The sequence below is a fragment of the Trichocoleus sp. FACHB-591 genome, assembly GCF_014695845.1.
In the GTDB taxonomy this organism is placed as follows: domain Bacteria; phylum Cyanobacteriota; class Cyanobacteriia; order FACHB-46; family FACHB-46; genus Trichocoleus.
Window position 1 is genome coordinate 1 of the sequence record NZ_JACJPA010000123.1, and the last position, 18,579, is coordinate 18,579.

Genomic DNA, 18,579 nt, shown 5'->3' on the forward strand with positions numbered 1-18,579 from the left:
TCAGCCTTAGACAAAGCCATTCAAGAGGCATTTGCTCAAGTCTCTCTAGAAGATATTCGCAGCTGGTTTACTCATTGTTGTTACTGTACCTCAGGAGACTAGGAAACGCTCTATAAAAACCTCAATAAATATTAATTAATCTTCAAGAGCATTGCTCATGGAATTAGCTGGTAAGCAAAGATTTTAAGAATTAACTTGTAGTTGTTGGGGCGAAGCATCTGGGAGGAAAGCTTTTGCTAATCCAACAATATTCTGTCGATTTTTCTGTCTTTACTTAGGTTGATGTGCAGCATCAATTCCTTTGGCAACAGTTAAGTGGATATAGCCTGACGGTTGAGTATAACCGCTAAAATTAGTGAGTTGAGATTCTCCAGCGTTCGAACCAAACTATGACCCTGCAAACACCCGTAGAATTCTTAGATGCTTTTGATGTGATTGTGGTTGGAGCGGGTCACGCTGGTTGTGAAGCAGCTCTCGCTTCCGCACGGTTAGGTTGCCGTACGATGCTGCTCACCCTCAACCTCGACAAAATTGCCTGGCAACCCTGCAATCCAGCTGTTGGCGGACCTGCTAAATCTCAACTTGTACATGAAGCTGATGCTCTGGGTGGCGAAATTGGCAAACTGGCCGATCGCACCTACTTGCAAAAGCGCATTCTTAACAACTCCAGAGGGCCAGCAGTTTGGGCCTTGCGCGCGCAGACCGATAAGCGTGAATACGCCAACATCATGAAAGTCATCGTGGAGAACCAGGAGAACTTGGTGCTGCGAGAGACCATGGCGACCGACTTGATCTTGGGCGAAAACGATGAAGTGATCGGCGTGCAAACCTACTTTGGCGTGGCCTTCCAGTGCAAAGCTGTTGTCCTAACCACAGGCACATTCTTGGGCGGCAAGATTTGGGTGGGCAACAAGTCGATGGATGCAGGACGAGCAGGAGAATTCGCCGCTGTAGGACTCACCGAAACCCTCAACCGACTGGGATTTGAAACCGGACGCCTGAAAACTGGCACCCCCGCGCGGGTAGATCGGCGATCGGTAGACTACAGCAAAATGGAAGCCCAGCCCCCCGACGAAGATGTGCGCTGGTTCAGCTTTGACCCAGAAGCTTGGGTAGAGCGGGAGCAGATGAACTGTCACCTGACTCGCACCACTGCCGAGACGCACCGCTTGATTCGCGAAAATCTACACTTGTCTCCGGTCTATGGCGGTTGGGTCGATGCCAAAGGCCCCCGCTACTGCCCCAGCATCGAAGACAAAATTGTGCGCTTTGCCGATAAAGAGAGCCACCAAATCTTTATTGAGCCAGAAGGTCGAGACATCCCAGAACTCTACATCCAAGGCTTCTCCACCGGACTGCCAGAAGGCTTGCAACTGCAAATGCTGCGATCGCTGCCTGGACTCGAAAACTGCACCATGTTGCGGCCCGCCTACGCCGTGGAATACGACTACATACCCGCTACCCAGTGCTACCCCACCTTAATGACCAAAAAAGTAGCTGGGCTGTTCTGTGCAGGGCAAATCAACGGCACCACAGGCTATGAAGAAGCTGCGGCTCAAGGTTTAGTTGCAGGCATGAACGCTGCCCGCTACGCCTACAACCAGGAGATGGTGATTTTGCCCCGTGAGCAAAGCTACATCGGCACTTTGATCGACGACCTCTGCACCAAAGACCTGCGCGAACCCTACCGCATGCTCACCAGCCGCTCCGAGTACCGATTGCTCCTGCGCTCCGACAATGCCGACCAGCGCCTCACCCCTCTCGGTCGCGAAATTGGCCTCATCGACGATCGCCGCTGGGAACTCTTTACCCGCAAGCAAGCCAACATCACCGCCGAAAAAGAGCGCCTGCACGAAACCCGCATCAAAGAACACGACCCTGTGGGCAAAGCGATTGCCACCGACACTCAACAAGCCATCAAAGGCTCCGTTACCCTAGCCGATTTACTGCGTCGCCCTGGATTCCACTACACCAACCTCGACCATTATAACCTCGGCAACCCAGAACTGGAACGCGTCGAAAAAGAAGGCGCAGAAATCGATATCAAATACGCAGGCTACTTGCACCGCCAACAACACCAAATTGAGCAAATCACCCGCCAAGAACACCGCAAACTCCCCGCCGACCTCGACTACGCCGCGATCGAAACCCTCTCGAAAGAATCCCGCGAAAAACTAGCTAAAATCAAACCCCTTACCCTAGGCCAAGCCACCCGCATCGGTGGCGTCAACCCAGCCGACATCAACGCCCTCCTAGTTTACTTAGAAGTCCGGGCGCGGCAGTTGGTTGGAACTGAGGGATGACGGAGGAAGGATGAGGAATGAGCCAGAACTTTAGAGGTTAGGGCATTCCAAGCCTCGAAACACCGCCAACTAGACTCGTCTGGAGGAGGCCTGGAGGACGCAGCCGTCCTTCAGCGGGGGTTTGGGGGCGAGTGCCCCCAAGGCTCGGGTTTAGTCAAACCTAACCAGAGCCACCTTGGTTTTTTGTAACAACTAATTAAAATCTGAACCCCGAAACCCTGTAATCATCACCACTCTTGCTAAATTTTGGTAGATTCAGCGATCGCAGCTTCAGATCACACGATTCGTTGTATTCTTCCTGTAAACTACTCATGATTTTCCGCCTCCGCGTAGAACCTTCTACTGATGAGGCCGCGATCGCCTTTAATAAGCTACTTCGCAAACGATTTCAGGAAGCAATCTTTATATCTATAATCAGGGCGCACTAGCATTAGCTTTTTTGAGAGATTGGTTGAGCAGAATCACTCCAACCTCCTCCAGCAATACCCGCATTAATTGAACTGTCACCGAGCGAGCAGTCTATGTCCCAAGATGTCGTAACCAGCCAGATGGCCTCAGACTCATTAGAAAACTCAATGCCGAGTCCTGTTTGGTCTGTAGAGGACTATGCTGACAAATTGATGGATGAGCTGTTTGAGGACGTAGATCGCGTCGTGGAAGGCGGCACCTCACTACCCACAGAAACTACACCGATTGAGAACACTTCGGTCCAAGCTCTAGCCATTCCTCAAATGATCCTGGCTTCAGCACTCATGCCACGCCAAGGTCTCACCTCCCAGCCTGTTCGCAGCGACGCTCCCGATACAGCTTTGGTAGAAACCGATAGCTCACTCGAAAAGCATCGCCAGTTCGGCCACTCGTTCGACAAGATCTTGTTGGGGGCGGCTTGTGCCTCCATTGTCGGCATCATCTTGATCTGGTTAGGGAGCCAGGGTAAGTTGGGGCGATTCTTCCCTACTAGCAACTCTTCCTCTGTCATAACCACACCTGCCCCCACAACTAAAGAGCTAGCAGATGCTCAATTTGGTGCGTATGTGCAGCAATCGCTAGAAACCATTGCTCAACTCGAAAACCCAGGCAAACAAGTAGCAGCAGTTCCCACCACTGCACCCCAATCTGCCGGAACTCTGCCGACCGTACCCGTGACTGGCAACTTAGCCCAGCCGCTGACTCGGATTCCCAGCGCGCTAGAGCGCATCTACACCCTGCCGAAGATACCGCAACGCCCCTACAATCGTCCTGTCCCTGCACCTGTCGCACCTGTGGTACCGCGTCCTGTGGTTGTGCGTCCCGTAGTCCCCATGCCCAGTGTCGCGCCTGCACCTGTCGCTTCTGTCCCCATTGCTCCCGCTGCACCTGCCGCGCCTGCGCCTCAAGTAACTCTGCAAGGGGTTGTGGAATGGGGCGATCGCTCTGCCGCTTTGTTTGAAATTGGCGGTAGCACCCAGCGAATTAATTTGGGTGAGGGCATTGGCTCTAGCGGTTGGACTTTGGTGAAAGTCAGTAACAAAGAAGCCGTAATTCGCCGCAATGGAGAGGTGCGATCGGTTTACGTAGGGCAGCAGTTTTGAGCTAGTTTCAAACTGAGCCAGTGCTTCGTAAGTTCTTCCTTAAGCTTGTAGCGGAGTTTGGGTTACCCCTTGCTACCATCAGACAAAGCTTTATCCGACCGCAGGAGTTCTGGCCGTGGGTTTATTTGAAGATTTCAGCCGTTTTCTGGAAACTCGACTAGAGGAATTTCTGCGGAACAACCCTCATTTGGAGTTGCAAGCTCTGGAAGAACAACTGCGGGAACAAGAGGAAGAAGCGCTGCGACTCATGGCCGATTTGCGTCTGAAAGAGAAGCAAGCGCAAGATAATATTTTGGCAACAGCTCAAGAAATCCAGCGCTGGCATGAGCGGATTGGGAAAGCCAAAACTGCCGGGAGATGGGACTTGGTGAAGCCAGCCGAGGAGCGAGAGGCCGCTTTGTTGCGAGAAGGCAATCAACGCTGGGGCCAAATGCAAGTGCTGAAGGAACGCATGAAGCAAACAGAAGAGTTGCAGCGGAAGATTCAAGCTCGTCGCCAAGAAGTCAGAGCCAAGGCGGTGGAAGCGGAGGCAGCTCGTGCGAGTGCTAATGCCAATGCGAGTGCCAAAACCGCAACGAGTTGGCAGACGATTGGCTGGAACCAAAGCAACACTTACTTGCACAACAGCGCCGATCCCCTAGAAGCTCAATTCAAGCGCTGGGAAATGGACGAGGAACTAGATCAACTAAAGCGCAACATGGGGCGGTAGTTCCAACTTTCTGCGAAAAGCTGGAAGTCTAAAATTTAGCGATCGCGACACTCAGCCCGACCCAATGCGGAACTAGCTTTGGGCTTTATTCTTGGGACTCAGGGCGCTGAATCGTAAACGAAATGGGATGAGGTGGTTGAGATTTTAGGTTGGGTAACTGAGGCTCTAAAGGTTTCTGGGCTGAGTTGAGCTGAACGGGAATTCCTGATGCGACAGGATTAATCACCGTGGGAGTTGGGTTAGCGATCGCCTTTGATTCCTCGAACTTCAAGGCGAAAGGCAAGCCTGCACGTTTGTCATAGTTAGAGGCGATCGCTAAAGCGGCCCCGCCCAGGATAAACACGGGCAATGGTAAGGTCACTGTCCAGTTAAAATGTTGCACCCATTGGTACAGTTCCACCAAGCCAAACAAAACGACAAACGTAGTTGCCCAGATTTTCATGGCTCAGCCCCAAGCATTCCGCTAATGTACCAGTACTGTACCAAAGCTGTACTATACCGCAAGGTTTCCCAATTTTGCTATCGCTACTCAAGAGCAAAATTCTCTCACTAATGCTAGTCATCAGCAGGTATCGGGAACTCTACCTCTGTCGCTCTATTGAACTAACTCTTCATGCAAACAACTGAGCCCGTTGTAGTAGCTGATGAGCAATTAAACTATCCATTTCTGCTGATCACTCACATGGTTTGTGCGGATCAGCAAATCCATAATCAAGAAGCAAAAAGCCTGCGAGAGTTAGCTTCTCAAGCCCAAGTGAGCCAGCAAACGCTAGATGAGATGGAAAAAATTCTAGCGCAAGACGAACAGCAGCTTTCTATAGATTCTGTAGCTCAGGCAGTACCCCGAAAACAAAGAGTAGAAGCAATACAACAAATTCTTGCGATCGCTTATGTGGATGGATTTTGCTCACCGTTAGAGCGAGAAATGATTGAACATATTTCTCAGCTTTGGAGCATTCCATTAGACACTATACAGCGGTTGCTGATAAAAGCAGAAAGTGCTGTTGCTAAGGTAAAGAGTACTGCTGAAGAAGCCCAAGCTTTATCTTTTGGTGCTCGCTTACTGAAGGGGGCTGACTCTTTGCTGTCTCGCTCTCTCGTAAACAAGCTGTCGGAGATTGCTCCGCAAGATGTTAGCCGGAAGGTTGAGCAGTTACGGCAAGAAATTCTTTTAGCTGGTCCTGAATATGATGATGCCATTCATCAGTGCTCTGAAGTCGCTCGTGAGGATTACAAATTCGCCGAACTAGCCCTCAGGTCAACCTACACGGCTCTGCAAGATTTAGGGAGTAATATCCAGCAAGTAGTTGGAGAGATAAGGAGTAAAACAACTGATAAGGGACAGGCTGGTACTGCGAAAGAGGTTGCTAAGCAGCTTGAGAATACAAGACGAAGTTTAACTGCTGAAATCATTCAGGACTTAGGCAAAGTTCGTGAATCTCTCCAAGCCAAGCAACGTGCCCTCAATCACTTCAGTATTGCTTTTATGGGCAGAACCAAAGCTGGTAAAAGCACCCTTCATGCCATTGTGACGAATGAAGGCTGGGATGCAATCGGAGTTGGTAAGCAGCGTACTACCCGATACAACCGTGTTTACGAATGGAAGAATGTCCGCATTATTGATACTCCTGGCATCGGTGCTCCAGGAGGGAAAACTGATGAAGAGATTGCCCAAAGCATTATTGAAGAAGCAGATGTCGTTTGCTACGTGGTGACAAATGACAACATTTTGCAAACAGAGTTTAATTTCTTGCAAGCTTTAAAAGAAAGAGCAAAGCCATTAATTGTTCTACTCAACGTCAAGCATAATTTACGAGATTCAAGACTCTTAGAGCGTTTTCTGCAAGATCCTGAGAAGCTGCTTGCGATGGACGGTAAGAGTGGCTTAGGTGGGCATATTGAACGTATTCGCAGATATGCCAAGCAGAACTACGCTAACGATTACTTCAGTATTGTTCCAGCAATGTTGATTGCGGCACAAATATCTCGTGAAACGGAGGATCAGAAACGTAAGCAGCAGCTTTTTCAAGCTAGCAAACTGCAAGACTTTCTCGATTCAATTCGAGTATCTCTCATTAAACATGGTGTCATTCGGCGATCGCAAACGTTACTTGGTTCGACTGTTGGCTCAATTGAGCAGCCGCAAATCTGGCTTATCAAAGAAGCTCAAAAGTATGAGCAATTAGCTAGCACTCTCCAAAACAAACGTAAAGCACTACAGGAGACTATTAAAAGAGCTGAAAAAGATACTCTTGAAGTTCTAAAACAAAGGATTGAAGCTCGTTTTCAAATTGCTATGAACGAAGTTCAGCCTTTTGCGGAAAGTCACTGGGAAAGTAATGAAACCAGCATGAAATTAGGCTGGGAGAGCAAACTTAAGGCGATCAAGTTTGAGGAGTGCCTAAAGATAGCGTACCAAGAGAGTAGTCAAAAGTTTAGCCAGGAGGTTCAAGAAGCTATTGAAGAAATTGGAAATGAGTTACAGCTAGTTGCTCAATTAAATAGCAGTAACTTCAAATTCTCCGAGCAATCTTCCAGCATGTTTGACAAAGACTTTGTTCGTATTGGTGGTAGCGTTCTAGTAATTGCTGGTGCTGTTCTCTCCTTTTTTATTCCGCCACTTGGTTTTGCAGTGGGTATTGCTGGAACTGTTGCTGGTCTACTAAGCGGGCTCTTTAAATCGAGAGAGCAGAAGCGTAGTGAAGCTGTTAAAGGTATTTCAAATTCTTTGACTAGCCAGCTCGAAGAACAAAAGAAAGTTGTACTTCAGCAAGCTGAAGGTGATTTTTGCAAGCATTGCAATTCCGTTGCTACAAGCATTGAGCAGTATTTCGATGAGTTAATAGGCGGCTTGTCAAAAATTGCAAGTCATCTTGAAGAAGCTCAAAAGAAATTAGCTGCCTCTGCCAACTATCTAAATCGAGCCTACGCTAAGCGCATTCTCGATTACTGTCTTGAGCAACGTGAACCTTTAACCGAGGCAAATATTAGCAAGAGCGTGCTCAGAGTGAAACGAGACTTTGGACGAAGCATCATTATCTCCACCAAGTTGCCTCTACAGTCGAAAAAGTCTTTGAACGAGCTGAAAGAAGTTCTTCAAGAAAACATTTCTATTCCAAACGCCAAATTTCAATAGAGGAATCAAGTCATGACTCAAAGTAATGCAGGTTTTAAGGCTGCCACTATTGGCAGTCAGTTTAAGAGTGCATGTGTCAAGTTTGACAACTTATTAGCTAAAGGGAGTACTGAAGAACTCACGGCGATTCGCAAGAAGCTGCGCGAAGGATTGAAAGACTATCAACAACAAGGAGTACTCAGCGTTGCCTTTGTGGGACAGTACAGTGCAGGTAAATCTACAATTATTTCCGCTCTTACAGGCCGACGGGATATTCGCATTGATGCTGATATTGCAACTGACAAAACATCTAGCTATAGCTGGAATGGCATCAAAGTCATAGACACACCAGGACTTTTTACAGAGCGTAAGGATCACGATGACATTACTTACAATGCTATTGAGAAGGCAGATCTGTTAGTTTTCTGCCTGACTTACATGCTGTTTGACTCAATTACAGTTGAAAACTTCAAAAAGTTGGCATTTGATAAAGGCTATCGCTGGAAGATCATGCTGCTCGTCAATAAAATGTCTGACGAAGCTGGGACTGAAGAACAAAAGATCGCCAGTTATCGCAAGAGCCTCACTGATGCCCTAAAGCCTTATAACTTAGATGAATTTCCTGTTTGCTTCATTGATGCAAAAGACTATTGCGATGGCGTAGACGACCAGGAAGATTTTTTGATTGAGATTAGCCGCTTCAATACATTTATTGATGAGCTTAATGAGTTTACAAAACGTCGCGCTTCTCTTGCTCGTTTAGATACCCCAGTTCGGATTGCCCTTGGTTGCATTGATGAGGCCCAAGTTAGCTTTACTCGTAACTCTAAGCAAGATTCAGCCTTTCTTGAAGTGCTCACACGCCTCTCTCGCACAGTCCGCAAAGAGCGCGATCGCTTAAGAACCAAGGTTCAGGGAATTACACTCAAAATGTCAGCCGCAGTTGCTCAGGAAGGCTCTATTCTTGCGGCAGAGGTAGGAACTCAAGCTGATTTTGGGGTTTTGAACCAACAAGTGGAGATCAATATCCGTCAGCATTACGAACAAGCTGAAAATGCTTTGCAATCTGTGATTAACTTAGCAGTTGAATCGATACAGTTAGAGGTAGAAAAAGTTCTCCAAAGCGATTTAGCTCAAGCTTTTGTTGCGCGCTTGGAAGCAGATCAAAAGATATCTGCCCAAGACTTTAACAATGGCGTAGATATGAATCGCTTAAAGGGTCAGATTGGCTGGCTAGGGCAAATCGGTGGAGAAGTTGGAGTTCGACTCACAGAAGCTGCAACTCGAAGTGTAATATCTACTGCGGGGCAAGGATTTCTTCGTTCTATGGATGTAGCAGGAAGCGGCTTACATCAAGGTGTTTTGGCAGTTGGGAAATTTGTAGGCTTTAAATTCAAACCTTGGCAAGCAGTTGGTATTGCTAAAAATATCGGTAATGCCGCTAAGTTTCTTGGACCTGCTATGGCACTCGTTTCGGTTGGTGTAGATGCTTATTCCATACATCAAGAGCGGGAAACCGAGAGGAAGATGTCTGAGGTTCGTAGTGATATTACGAGCCAGTTCCAAGCGATCGCGAAAAACTTGGAGAGCCAGATTGAAAGCCAACTGAGAGAGTTTGAAGCTCAGGTTTACGGAGAGATTGATAGAAAAATTTCTGAGGCTCGTCATACTGAAGAGAGCGCGATCGCTGGGTCAAACGAATGGGTCAAGCAACTCATTGGAATTCGGCAGGAGTTTGAGGGGATTATCCACGAAATTAGTGCTGCTATGATGCCTCCCGTCAGTTAGTGCTTAGACGATCGCGCTTGGAGCAGTGGTATGGGCACCTCTTGTGGGTGCCGTTCATCTAAGCGGGGTAGGCACGAGACCCACCCCTACAAATGCGCGCGTTTTACAAGTTGCCAATCAATATCAATGCTAGGGTGGCGATCGCGCAAATCTAAGACGGTTCAGACTGAGTGCGGCGACGGCGGAGGAAGGCTGCGACAGGGATGACTCCTAACGCTAAAGTCAAACCGGGTTCGGGGACTTCCTTACCGCCATTTGGATCACCAGCAACTCGATTCCGCACTTGCACCGCAGTTCCGGGGAAATCGCTGAACACACCATCTACGCCCAACGCAAAGAACTGTTCGTACTCCCGTTCCGGATTGCCGTTGTAATCCTGGGCTAGGAAGAAGTTCTCGTTGCGGAACGTGTAGGGATGTACCAACAGACCAGCTGTGTGAGCATCATCGACTAACGTAGTCGGCGATTGTAAAAACCGATCAGCATCGCTAATTACGCCATCTCCGTTCAAGTCATCTGGCTTGCCGTCTTGGTTTTGGTCAATGGTTGCCGCAGGGATAATCAAGCGCTTGGAAGGGCCAATGCCGTTGGCGTAAGAGGCGATCGCAGTCAAAGCATTGGGTCGAGTTAAATCACCATAGGTGCGAGCATCGCCACTCAAAATAAAGTCGTAGGGTTTTTCAGTGGCCCCACCAAACAACTGCACTAAAGGTACATCGGTGAGTTGGTTGAGCTGCTGGAGGTTGCCCACTTCAAACGACTGGATAAATACCGGAGCATTGAGGCCGATATAGCCATTCTTATTCAGGGTTTCGACCAGAGGTTCTTCGAGCGACAGACCAATCGAGTCGAAGTAGCTAGGATGCTTGGTTTCGGGGTAAATGCCAATCGTACGGCCTAGCTCAGCACTCTTCCGCTGGGCTAAATCAATCACTTCTTGCAGCGTCGGAACTTCAAACTGCCCATTAAAAGCTGTATTGCCCGGACGCAGGTCAGGAATTCGCTCCTTGGCTCGCAGCGTCTTCAGTTCTGCCAAAGTAAAGTCTTCGGTGAACCATCCAGTATAGGTCACGCCATCAATCACTTTGGTGGCTTTCCGGGTGGCAAATTCTGGACGCTCAGCGACATCGGTTGTGCCAGAAATCTCATTTTCGTGACGAGCTACCAGCACGCCATCTTTAGTCGCAACCAAGTCAGGCTCAATGTAATCGGCTCCTTGGGCGATCGCTAACTCATAAGCCGCCAAGGTATGCTCTGGCCGCAGACCACTCGCGCCTCGATGACCAATTACAATTGGGGGTTGCCCGGTTAGGGTGGCAGCTTTCACTTCAACCATCGGCCATACTGCCAGCACGGTACTTGCTAGCAATCCTAGCTTGAACAAACGCAGCATGAAAAATTCCTCACTAGCAGGTGAACAACGCCTCCTTGAGTAAAAATACGGGGTTCAGATTAAGCTTAAGTCTAGGTTTTTGTTAATGGCTGTTTAGGAGCGGGTTAAACTGCGATCGCTTTTGGTCTTTTTCCTCAACCAGAATCGGAAGTGGGAGCGTTAAACTAGCGTCTGGAGTTTTGATTCATGGGCAACGGAGCGTCTCTGTGGAACAGCCAACTGCACAGCCAACCCCTGCGATCGCAGCGCGAGTATTAGAACTGCGGAAATTGGTGCAAAAGGCTAGCTACGAGTACTACGTGCTGGATGCTCCGGCGATGGAAGACGCGGTTTACGACCAGCTCTACCGAGAACTCAAAGATTTAGAAATTCAGTACCCAGAGCTAATCACCCCCGATAGCCCCACCCAGCGCGTTGGCGAACGACCTGCCTCTCAATTCACCTCTGTCCGCCACAATGTGCCGCTCTACAGCTTAGAAAACGCCTTTGGCAATGCCGATTTGAACACTTGGCAGGAACGCTGGCGGAGAGTTGCGCCAGATGTCGGCGCAGCAGAATACATTTGTGAACTGAAAATCGACGGTAACGCGATCGCCCTGACTTATGAAAATGGCTTGCTGGTGCGCGGTGCCACCCGTGGCGATGGCATCTCTGGCGAAGAGATTACCCAAAACATCAAAACCATTCGCTCCATTCCCCTACGACTCAACCTCGATAACCCACCCCCTTCAGTCGAAGTGCGAGGCGAAGCCTTCTTACCGCTGGACGTGTTCGAGCAGATCAACCAAGAGCGTGCCCAAGCAGGCGAAGCCTCCTTCGCTAACCCCCGCAACGCTGCCGCTGGAACTCTGCGCCAACTCGACTCGCGCATCGTCGCCAAACGCCGCCTCGACTTCTTCGCTTACACCCTGCACATCCCCGATGCCTCCGCTCAAGGGGAAGTTTCCCATCCTTTCCAAATTCAAAGCCAATGGGAAGCTCTGGAATGGTTGCAACAAGTAGGATTCCGCGTTAACCCCAACCGCGAGCGCTGCCCCAACCTAGAAGCCGTGAAAGCTTACTGCGATCGCTGGTCTACCGAGCGGGTGGAGTTGCCCTACATGACCGATGGTGTAGTGATCAAAATCAACTCTTTTGACCTGCAAACCCAGCTCGGATTTACCCAAAAATTTCCTCGCTGGGCGATCGCACTCAAGTATCCTGCCGAGGAAGCTCCCACACTGCTGGAAAACATTAGTGTCAATGTCGGTCGCACCGGAGCCATCACCCCCGTCGCCGAACTCAAACCTGTGCAGCTCGCAGGCACCACCGTTTCTCGCGCCACACTCCACAACCGCGATCGCATTGCCGAACTCGACATCCACATTGGCGACACGGTGATTGTTCGCAAGGCAGGCGAGATTATCCCCGAAGTGGTGCGAGTGCTGAAGGAACTGCGCCCCGCCGATGCCCGCTCCTTCACCATGCCGACTCACTGCCCAGAGTGTGGTCAACCCGTGGTTAAGCCTGAAACTGAAGCTGTCACCCGCTGCATTAATGCCTCTTGCCCCGCGATTCTGCGTGGAGCCTTGATTCACTGGGCCAGCCGTGATGCTTTGGATATCAACGGCTTGGGCGAAAAACTCGTGCAGCAGTTTGTCGAACACAGCTTGGTACATTCCGTCGCCGACCTCTACGACCTCACGACAGAGCGGCTGATGACGCTAGAGCGCATGGGCCAGAAATCCGCTCAGAAACTCGTCAATGCGATCGCCCATTCCAAAGATCAACCTTGGTCTCGCGTCCTTTACGGCTTGGGCATCCGTCATGTCGGTAGCGTCAATGCTCAAACCCTCACCGCTCAATTTCCCAGCGTCGAACAGTTAGCGAGTGCTGAGGTGAGTGCGATCGCCAGTGTCTATGGCATTGGCTCCGAAATCGCCCAAGCCGTACATCAGTGGTTTCGCATCCCTGCCAACCAAACTTTGATTGAGCGTTTACGTGCCGCTAGATTGCAGTTTGCTGCGGAAGTTACTGCTCAACCCACTAGCGGAAATCAAGCTTTAGCAGGCAAAACATTCGTGATCACAGGTACCCTACCCACACTCAAGCGCGATGAAGCCAAAGCCATGATCCAGCAAGCCGGAGGTAAAGTCACCGATTCTGTAAGCGCCAAAACCGGCTATTTGGTTGCTGGAGAAAACGCTGGGTCAAAGCTAGAAAAAGCTCAATCTTTAGGTGTTCCTCAACTTACTGAAGCTGAGTTATTAGCGCTAATTGCATCAATCCAGTGAACAATAAACTTACTGCTGGTTTAGAGGTCGAATTCTAGCGGGTGGCCAGTAGATTTTGTACGCTCTACCCACAATATTTCTGTCTGGGAGAAATCCCCAAACATGAGAATCAAAACTATCATTGCGATTATCCCCTAAGACTAGGTAGGCATCATTAGGCACTACTTCTGGCCCCCATTCGTAAGCAGGAGGCTCAGAAATATAGCTCTCCTGTAAAGGTTGGTCATTGCGATAGACTCTACCTTCTTTGACTTGAATTGTTTCCCCCGGTGTACCAATCACTCGTTTGACAAAAAACTTATCTTTCATTGGCCTGTCTGAAGAGCTTCTTTGCAGTGGATGGAAAACAACCAGATCACCATCTTTGGGCACATATCTTAAAGACTTTAAAACAAAGATTCGGTCCTTAACTTGTAGCGTTGGCTCCATTGAACTGCTAGGAATTACAAACCTCTCAATTCGTTGCTGGAGAGAGGCAGGCACTGCTCCCATTAATAAGCGAATTGCAACAATACTAGCAATCACTAAAACAATAATCTGTTGTGCTCGAATCGCTGATTTTTTCGGCGCATGAGCATAAGCGTGATAACAAGCAAAACCCGTAATCATTGCAGGTAGCCAAACATGAATCTTGAGGCCCACTAAACCACTGGCAGCAACAATCATGGCTACTATCAAGACCGTACCAAGAAGGTTTTGCTGAAGGTAAACCTGCCCCAATCCAGGCAAAAGTTGCGACAAAAAAACAGCCAACCAACTCTCTTTTTGGCTCGCATCCTCCTTGTGAACTTCTAGAATGCTACCCCCCGTTACCCCACGGTATGCTTCAAACAAATCCACAATGTAGATAAAGACAACTGGCAGAATGCAACTTAAGCCAATTAATGTATTGCCCGCAGGGCTGAAAATTGACCAAAAAGCCAACCAAATTAGGGCGATCGCCATCCCCGCAAACAGTAATCCCCTAACTATCTGACCTACATAGATTTGGCCCAAACCAGGAAACAACAAAGATAAATTCGCCGCGAACCAAGCATCTTTACTCGCGATCGCCCCTACCTCTCCTGTCCCCGCAGACTTTTGCTTCTGACCAGAACCAGCCTGAGTCAAAGAACGCGAACTGGCAATAGATGCAGCCGCAGGAATAGCCGTTGTTGGCCTTGTATCAGACACAGAAGCTTGATCCGCGATCGCAAACTCCTCCATCCAACTCAGTGCAGCCTGATCAACTTGCTTCCCCGAAACCTGCACCTGCTGAATCCCTGCCACACCCAAAGCCAGCAAGCCTCGACGCACATAGTTTATTGCTACTGACTGATTAGGTAACCGCTCCGCCACCAACTCCACCTGCAAGCGATCGCCCACCAACTCCACCGCCGCCGTTATCCCCTGCGGCTTCAGAGCCCGATTCATCAACGTAGCGATCGCATCAGGATTCCCTTGTTTAGCTAGTTCCAGCAGATTCTCAGTCACGGCAGATGGCTATAAATGCTCAACTAAATCCACCCTAACGCAACCGTAACGTCACCCGCACCTTACCCGTCACACCTTGCGATGGCTGCCAGCCCTGGAGCGATCGCTTGATCACATTAACCACAACCGCCTCTTTTAGGGTAGAAGTCTTGTCATCCAGCAAAATGCGACCGACTCGACCATTCTGCACCGAGAACTCTAGCACCACGTCTCCGTTAAATCCGGTTGGTAGATTCAGGCGTTGCAGATATTGCGTCAACATAGGCATTTGCGCCGGATCTAAACCCGTGATACTTACCACTTGCAAGCGAGAATTGTTAGGTACAGGAGCGATCGCCTCTGCTTCAGCAGCCACCCTGGTCTTAGCTACTGGAGGACTCGCTGTTGCTGCTTGGTTGTTACTCCCCACTGGTCGTCCCGCTAAACTCCTAGATGGAGCCATCGCAGGCATAGGAACAGCGGCACCTGACCCCATCGCAGCGTCTTGAGCGTTCCCAAAGACACCTTCGTAGCTAACCCCCTCTGGCATTTCCACTGGCACTTGTACCCTCTGGCGAGTGCCATCTGGATTGACTCGCACCTCATCACTGACCGCGACAAACGCTGTATATTGCGAGAGCAAGCGATAAGCCAAGGCTGTATCAGTAACTGCTGCCACGCCAGACGTGGTTTCGCCACCAAACATTTGGTTCATCAAGTCTTTGATCCGGGCACGGCCCCAAAGCTGAGCGATCGCGGGATTGTTATCTCCTTGGTCAAAGTTAACCTGGAGCATTTTTTCATAGCGTTCTCCACCCGCCGCTACTCCGGTGATTTTCAGAGTGCCACTGGCGCGATCGCTTTTGCGTCCAAACAGCACCAGCGGTTGATTAGCAAACAAATCGGGAGCCGCTAAGGGATAAACTTCTGGGGCAGCACCAGAGCCTTGCCAGGTGGCTTGAACGTTGGTCAGAACGGGGTTGTTGATTTGCCGGAAGAACTTCTCGGATACTTGCTGAGTTGGCTCATCTTGGCGAATCACCTGAGACGTCCCTCGACCCACTTCTGCCAAGCGATCGAGCAAAAAGCGATTGACTGAACTACCCACGCCAAAGCTGTAGAGCCGATTCCCTGGCTTGAGTTGGCGCTGTACTTCAGCAATCACTTGGTTTTCGTTGCCAATGTAGCCATCGGTGAGCAGCACGACGCTGCGTAGCCGCCCGGATTCTGCCGCTGGGAAATTCATCACCGCTTGAATGCCATTCAACAGTTCGCTGCCGCCGTTGGCCTTGAGTTGGTCCACATAAGCGATCGCCTTAGCGCGATTAGCGGGTGTGTTTGGCAGTGGTGCGGGAGAGAGCTGGGTGGTTGTATTGGAAAAATCAATAATCGAGAAGGTGTCGTTGGGATTCAGCCCATTGATGAAGCGGCGCATCAGTTCTTGCGACTTCGCCAACGGATCGCCTTCTTGAGAGCCAGAGGTATCCATCAAGAACACCACATCTTTCGGCACAATCTCATTGCTGCGGTACTGCACAGCGGGGATGAGATAGACCGCAAAGTGCCCCCCTTGGGCGTCGGCTTGCGTCAACAGCGTGGCTTGCGTCTCTTTGCCCGCTACCCGATAACGCAAAATCAGATCTTTGTTAGGAATCGTGTCTTCTGCCACCAATTGCACTTTGGTTGTATTACCTGCTGGCTCCACTCTCAGTTTGTGAGAAGGCGATCGCACCTCTTGCACAGACACACCTGCATCAATCTCAACGGTGACTCCAATATCATGACCAGAGCGGGTGCCAGGTTTGAGAACGGGAGGCGTAATCCGAGAGGCATCAGGCACCACATCTGTATCGGTGCTGTTACCGATCGCGTTGCCAGGGATGTATCGCGGTCCTACCACCATCGGAAAGACGAATTCGTAATCACCACCCTCAAACTTGAGGCTATCGCTGTAGCGAATCGTGACTTCAATTCGTTCACCGGGACGAATATTCGCCAAGGACTGCGTAAAAATATTGTCCCGCTCTTGCTCTAATAGCCCTGCGGTGCGGCCTTGTTGTCTCGCCTGCTCATAAATTTTCTGCGCTTCTTCTCGCTTTTTAATATCTCCTTTGATGACGCGATCGCCAATTTTGATTTCCATGTCATCTACTGCCGCCTCATCGGGCAGGGGAAAAACATAGATGGCTTCTAGCGGATCTTTAAAGGGATTCTCAAAGGTTTGAGTTACCTCAACGCGAGAGATATTGCCCGCTACCTTCGCCTTCACCTCCGTATGTTTGAGCACAAAGGCTTGCTGCTGCCCATCCTTTTGCCCAAATAAACCACCGGGTGCAGGAGTAGGTGTCGGCTCAGCAGTGTTATCCATTGAAGTTGGATTCACGATTGTAGGGCGCAGAGGCACTGACCTCACCGATTGAGCAATAGAAAAGTGGGCGAGCGCTCCTATCGTGCCAACCAGGAGCAATGTAGCAGCAGGCAGAGCATAGGCAAATTTCATACTTAAACTCTTAGCAGTAGAAAAGAATCGCTAGACCGAACGCGGTTGACTCTTACCATGACATGCTGAAAGCTACCGATCTCGACCGTTGCAATTTTTGTAACATCGGTCATGGCAAGATCGGAAATTATAGCGATCGCGACTGTAGCTACTTACCAATCAGGCTTTAGTTGCTTTGTTTATTGCTTTGCTGTGGCAAGCTTCCTATGTTTAAACCATCTCTCACAATCAGTGCCTCTATCTGTGCTGCGCTCGGTCTGCTCTCAATAACTCAGCCAGCCTGGTCCCGTCCCAGCGCGAACATTACCGCGATCCAAATTGAACCCATGCAGAGAAATGGTCAGGAGCAGTTAACCCTGATCGTGCCTGATCGCAATCTGTATAACGGTTCCAGTGGTGCTCTGAGCCGCTACAACCTGCACATGGCCAAAATGTTTGAGGTCACGTTTGCCCACTGCGACCAGTTGCGCCCTCATATTCAACAAGTGCGATGGCAATATGTTGGGGACAATGGCGATCTGAACTTGGATCAATTCTCGATCAATTGCGAACTGGCTCAGGAAGTGGTGGATACCTATGGTCTGACCAACTCCGAACCCACGACTATGACTTATCGGGCTACAGGAACTAAGACAGTAGAGTACATCCCCACCTTGAACTTGAGAGGCGATCGCTTAGCCCGCTTCCAAGATACCGTTCAGCAATTTCGGCCTGCTCCCAGTTCTGAGTTTGGGCCAGCGATCGGCGGTTATAGCGAGCCTGTCTCGATTGCTCCAGCCACTACGCCAGCAGACACAACCGTTCCCGTTGCTAGCATTCGTTTCCTGCCAGCCAGCCAAGGAGGACAAGCTCGTGGCATTTTCATCGTGCCCGATCGCGACACCGCTCGCTCGGCCTATGGTGGCTCTTTGCGTCGCTACGATGTGCATTTAGCCAAAATGTTTGAAGTCGCCAATCTCTACTGCTCCACTAACGATTGGCAGAGTGTGGAGTGGAACTACTTTGCAGGCAATGGCGACATCAACATGGGCCGCTTCGTCATGGGCTGCAACTTGGTGCGCGATGTGGTCAATGCCTATGGGCAGGGTCGCAAAGAGCGTACCCTAATTCGTTTTGGCTATGGCAATAATGCTGCGCAGGAAACTCACAATTTACCGGTGCTGAATATTACGGGAGATAAAATCCCCAAATTCATCAACTTTGCCAAGCGTTTCCAGCCTGTCGGGGTGGCGCAGCGAGTTGATGCCGAGCGACGTTAACGCTTAACCTTCATAGTCGCTGTCGATTTCAATATCCAGCGTGTCTTCATCAATGTGGACATAAAGCACATTGGGGCGGCAGCAAACTTGGCAATCTTCGATGTAGGATTGCTGTCCCCCAGCGCTGAAGTCAACAAAAGTTAAGTTAGGTTCACCACAGAAGGCACAGAAGTATTCAGCCGTGTTTTGCATGAGTTCAGGTGCAGCGCAAAACCC

12 protein-coding genes are annotated in these 18,579 nt (G+C 49.8%); 7 read left to right on the plus strand and 5 right to left on the minus strand.

The annotated features are described in order from the left end of the window. Window positions 1–389: 389 nt before the first annotated feature. The 3 genes from mnmG to H6F90_RS29370 all read left to right on the plus strand — a co-directional run bounded on the left by mnmG (window position 390) and on the right by H6F90_RS29370 (window position 4,583). A complete protein-coding gene (mnmG, locus tag H6F90_RS29360) occupies window positions 390–2,303 on the plus strand; it encodes a tRNA uridine-5-carboxymethylaminomethyl(34) synthesis enzyme MnmG (protein WP_190555486.1) in 1,914 nt (637 codons plus the stop codon). A gap of 521 nt (window positions 2,304–2,824) precedes the next feature. Further along, the gene (locus H6F90_RS29365) at window positions 2,825–3,874 is read left to right on the plus strand and encodes a hypothetical protein (protein ID WP_190555487.1); all 1,050 of its coding nucleotides are present in this window, start codon (window positions 2,825–2,827) and stop codon (window positions 3,872–3,874) included. A 115-nt stretch (window positions 3,875–3,989) separates the two neighbouring features. Further along, the gene (locus H6F90_RS29370) at window positions 3,990–4,583 is read left to right on the plus strand and encodes a TIGR04376 family protein (RefSeq protein WP_190555488.1); all 594 of its coding nucleotides are present in this window, start codon (window positions 3,990–3,992) and stop codon (window positions 4,581–4,583) included. Between the two features lie 85 nt (window positions 4,584–4,668). On the opposite strand, the gene H6F90_RS29375 is transcribed toward H6F90_RS29370, so the two are convergent. Then, window positions 4,669–5,025, minus strand: coding sequence for a hypothetical protein (locus H6F90_RS29375; RefSeq protein ID WP_190555489.1), 357 nt, complete (start codon window positions 5,023–5,025; stop codon window positions 4,669–4,671). 171 nt (window positions 5,026–5,196) lie between these two features. On the opposite strand from H6F90_RS29375, the gene H6F90_RS29380 reads away from it, so the two are divergent. Together H6F90_RS29380 and H6F90_RS29385 are read left to right on the plus strand one after the other, a co-directional pair. Further along, window positions 5,197–7,719 carry a GTPase gene (locus H6F90_RS29380; protein WP_190555490.1) on the plus strand — a complete coding sequence of 841 codons (2,523 nt, stop codon included), beginning with the start codon at window positions 5,197–5,199 and terminating at the stop codon, window positions 7,717–7,719. 12 nt (window positions 7,720–7,731) lie between these two features. Next, entirely contained in the window at window positions 7,732–9,486 is a 1,755-nt protein-coding gene (locus H6F90_RS29385; protein WP_190555491.1) for a GTPase, read from the plus strand. 151 nt (window positions 9,487–9,637) lie between these two features. Here H6F90_RS29385 and H6F90_RS29390 read toward each other — a convergent pair whose 3' ends face one another. Continuing rightward, window positions 9,638–10,879 carry a glycerophosphodiester phosphodiesterase gene (locus H6F90_RS29390; RefSeq protein ID WP_190555492.1) on the minus strand — a complete coding sequence of 414 codons (1,242 nt, stop codon included), beginning with the start codon at window positions 10,877–10,879 and terminating at the stop codon, window positions 9,638–9,640. A gap of 206 nt (window positions 10,880–11,085) precedes the next feature. Here H6F90_RS29390 and ligA point away from each other — a divergent pair, with 206 nt between their 5' ends. Further along, complete coding sequence (gene ligA, locus H6F90_RS29395) at window positions 11,086–13,152, plus strand: NAD-dependent DNA ligase LigA (RefSeq protein WP_190555493.1); 2,067 nt, start codon at window positions 11,086–11,088, stop codon at window positions 13,150–13,152. A gap of 9 nt (window positions 13,153–13,161) precedes the next feature. Here the strand turns inward: ligA and lepB are convergent, their stop codons facing one another. Next, window positions 13,162–14,625 (minus strand): signal peptidase I, encoded by a 1,464-nt coding sequence (gene lepB, locus H6F90_RS31675; protein ID WP_190555494.1) that lies wholly within the window; start codon window positions 14,623–14,625, stop codon window positions 13,162–13,164. A gap of 34 nt (window positions 14,626–14,659) precedes the next feature. Next, window positions 14,660–17,104: a VIT domain-containing protein gene (locus tag H6F90_RS29405; protein WP_190555495.1), complete on the minus strand. Its 2,445-nt coding sequence runs from the start codon at window positions 17,102–17,104 to the stop codon at window positions 14,660–14,662. Between the two features lie 206 nt (window positions 17,105–17,310). Here H6F90_RS29405 and H6F90_RS30320 point away from each other — a divergent pair, with 206 nt between their 5' ends. After that, window positions 17,311–18,363: a hypothetical protein gene (locus H6F90_RS30320; RefSeq protein ID WP_199296269.1), complete on the plus strand. Its 1,053-nt coding sequence runs from the start codon at window positions 17,311–17,313 to the stop codon at window positions 18,361–18,363. A 3-nt stretch (window positions 18,364–18,366) separates the two neighbouring features. On the opposite strand, the gene H6F90_RS29415 is transcribed toward H6F90_RS30320, so the two are convergent. Further along, window positions 18,367–18,555, minus strand: coding sequence for a CPXCG motif-containing cysteine-rich protein (locus tag H6F90_RS29415; protein WP_190555496.1), 189 nt, complete (start codon window positions 18,553–18,555; stop codon window positions 18,367–18,369). Window positions 18,556–18,579 lie beyond the last annotated feature (24 nt).

What these genes read in the sequence shown, in the direction of transcription:
- H6F90_RS29415 (WP_190555496.1), bottom strand. Translation starts at nt 18,555, where the DNA reads ATGCAAAACACGGCTGAATACTTCTGTGCCTTCTGTGGTGAACCTAAC.
- H6F90_RS29405 (WP_190555495.1), bottom strand. Translation starts at nt 17,104, where the DNA reads ATGAAATTTGCCTATGCTCTGCCTGCTGCTACATTGCTCCTGGTTGGC.
- H6F90_RS29375 (WP_190555489.1), bottom strand. Translation starts at nt 5,025, where the DNA reads ATGAAAATCTGGGCAACTACGTTTGTCGTTTTGTTTGGCTTGGTGGAA.
- H6F90_RS29380 (WP_190555490.1), top strand. Translation starts at nt 5,197, where the DNA reads ATGCAAACAACTGAGCCCGTTGTAGTAGCTGATGAGCAATTAAACTAT.
- H6F90_RS29390 (WP_190555492.1), bottom strand. Translation starts at nt 10,879, where the DNA reads ATGCTGCGTTTGTTCAAGCTAGGATTGCTAGCAAGTACCGTGCTGGCA.
- H6F90_RS29365 (WP_190555487.1), top strand. Translation starts at nt 2,825, where the DNA reads ATGTCCCAAGATGTCGTAACCAGCCAGATGGCCTCAGACTCATTAGAA.
- H6F90_RS30320 (WP_199296269.1), top strand. Translation starts at nt 17,311, where the DNA reads ATGTTTAAACCATCTCTCACAATCAGTGCCTCTATCTGTGCTGCGCTC.
- H6F90_RS29385 (WP_190555491.1), top strand. Translation starts at nt 7,732, where the DNA reads ATGACTCAAAGTAATGCAGGTTTTAAGGCTGCCACTATTGGCAGTCAG.
- mnmG (WP_190555486.1), top strand. Translation starts at nt 390, where the DNA reads ATGACCCTGCAAACACCCGTAGAATTCTTAGATGCTTTTGATGTGATT.